This window comes from Vibrio sp. TH_r3, from assembly GCF_033101115.1.
In the GTDB taxonomy this organism is placed as follows: domain Bacteria; phylum Pseudomonadota; class Gammaproteobacteria; order Enterobacterales; family Vibrionaceae; genus Vibrio.
On the sequence record NZ_JAWMPW010000101.1, the window covers coordinates 1 to 317 of the forward strand.

1 protein-coding gene is annotated in these 317 nt (G+C 38.8%); it reads left to right on the plus strand.

What is annotated here, in order from left to right:
- Positions 1-309 (plus strand): integrase core domain-containing protein (locus tag R3X26_RS18975; protein WP_317718868.1); only part of this gene is annotated, 309 nt, incomplete at its 5' end.
- Between the last annotated feature and the right edge of the window lie 8 nt (positions 310-317).

Genomic DNA, 317 nt, shown 5'->3' on the forward strand with positions numbered 1-317 from the left:
CAGGGAAGTCATTATACAAGTAGGAAATATCGTCAATTACTTTGGCGTTATCGAATCAAGCAGAGCTTATCACGCAGAGGAAATTGTTGGGATAATAGTCCGATGGAACGTTTCTTCAGAAGTTTGAAAAGTGAATGGATCCCTGAAAATGGTTATCGTACTTTTTCTGAAGCTAAAGAACAGATTGTTCGGTACATTATTGGATATTACAGCCAGCTTAGGCCCCATCAATATAATGGAGGATTAACACCGAATGAATCGGAACGATTATTCTGGTTAAACTCCGAAATCGTGGCCAATTATTCTTGACCACTTCA